The sequence below is a fragment of the Limnohabitans sp. 2KL-1 genome, from assembly GCF_003063435.1.
Taxonomy (GTDB): domain Bacteria; phylum Pseudomonadota; class Gammaproteobacteria; order Burkholderiales; family Burkholderiaceae_C; genus Limnohabitans_A.
On the sequence record NZ_NESL01000023.1, the window covers coordinates 1 to 1941 of the forward strand.

The 1941-nt window shown below is 61.2% G+C and carries 1 protein-coding gene; it reads right to left on the bottom strand.

All coding sequences use genetic code 11. The features are described from left to right. Window positions 1-1941: Ig-like domain-containing protein (locus B9Z47_RS18620; protein ID WP_158271713.1), on the bottom strand; the 1941-nt coding region annotated here is incomplete at both ends.

The window sequence follows — 1941 nt, forward strand, 5'->3', positions numbered from 1 at the left end:
ATTGCCGTTGTTGTAGTAAGTCAGCGCATTGCCGCTCAAAATTTGATCGCCAGCCAGTGTGCCGGCCTGCACCACCGTGGCCACGGCCAGGTTGGGCGTGCGGTACACGTTGACGACTTCGTTGGTGCCCAAGGCCGCGCCTTGCGTGGCCCCGCCCAAGGTACCCAGCAGTTGGGGTGTGGTGTCGTTGGTGGTGCCGCCTGACAACACGGTTGAGGGTGTGCCTGCGTTGTCGTCAATCTGGGTGATGCCTACCGTCAGGTCCGACACCGTCACCAGCGCATACACCTTGGTGTAAGGCGTGCTGCCGTTGCCTGCGGTGTCCACCACTTTGGCTTGCAAGGTGTCGGTGCCCAGCAGCGTCACGCCGGGCAAACTCCAGGTGCTGGTGCCCACGGTGGCCGTGGCGACGGTCCAGGTCAGGCCGTTGTCCAGCGAGACCATGACTTGTTCACCCGTGGCCAGGTTGGCGCTCAGGTTGCCGGTGATGGTTTGCGCGGCCACGCTGGTGATGAAGTCGGTGTTGGAGGTGCCGGTGTCTGAACTCAGAGCGGCACTGGTGACGGTGGTCACGGGCGCGAGGTTGTCGAGTGTGACCACGCGTGTGGCCTGGCTGCTCACGCCCTGCACCAACTCCGAGGCGGTGATGGTGTTGGGGCCTGCCAGCAATGAATTGGCATAGGTGGCAACTGTTTCCACGATTTGATAGGTGGTGGACCCCACATTGGTCATGCCAGAGACCGTGGAGGGTGCCCCCACGTTCACTGCCGCATTCAGCTGTACCGTGGACAAGGCGCTCATGTCATCGGTTGAAACGTACACCTTGGTCCCGTTTGCGCGTGTGCCCAGGTTGTTGCGCGCACGCACATCGATGCTGTCCACGGAATACCAATCGCCCAAATCCAGCTGAACCCAAACATCCCCGCCCGCGCCGCCGGGCACGGCGAAGCCATAGGCTTCTGCAAATGAATTCTCTGCCACAGACCCATCGTGGATGCTCTTGTCGTAATAGGCTCCGCCCGTGTACTGGAATGAGGCGCGGTTAGACGTGGTCTGCGTGGCGGTGATCGCCACATTGGTGCCCCCAGACATCACCGTCACGTCACCGATCGTCATGACACCATTGGCGGCAAAGTTGGGATCTGTTTCAGCCAAGTTCTGCAAAGTTTTGCGCACCATGACGTAGCGCACTTTGCTGCCGTCATAAGACCAGTCGCCCGTGGCGTTGGCCGTGACGTTGATGTTCTGGCTGTTGATGTTCAGCGTGACCACCGCGTTGGGGTCGGCCTTGCCGCTGATCAGCAAGGTTTCTTTGGGGTTGACGAGGTCGTCAGCGGACACCACGTTGATGGTGACCGGGGCCACCACGTAGTCGCTGACCGTGTCGGTCGTGGTTGAAAAAGCTGTGGTACCGCCATTGGTGGTGGTGTTGCCCGTCAAGCCGTCGGTGCCGGTGGTGCTATCCCAAGCGCGGAAGGTCAGCGCATCGGCCACCGTGCCTTGTGTGCCGGCTGCGGCCTTGAAGTAAACACGGTTGTCTGTGTCGGCTTTGAGCAGTCGTGCGCTGGCTTCGCTCGCGCTGGTGATCTCTGTCCAGTTGGTGCCACCGTTGGTGCTGAAGTACAGCTGACCTTTGGCGCTGTTGAAGCCGGTGATGGCAATGCCTTTGACCGCGCCAGCATCGATGTCGGTCACGCCGCCCACCAGGGTGCTCACCAGCACCCCCACCGCCCCTGCGGGCACAGCCGAGCCCTGAATCACGGCCGACAGGTTGAGGGATGTGTCAGCGAGGATGGGTGCATCGTTGACGGGTGCGACGTTGAAGGTCAGGGTGTTGGGCACCAGGTCTTCGTTGTTGCCCACACGGCTGTCCATCACCTTGAACTTGAAGTTGGCGTAATTGTTGCCACTGGCGTTGGCTGCCGCCTGAAACACCAGATC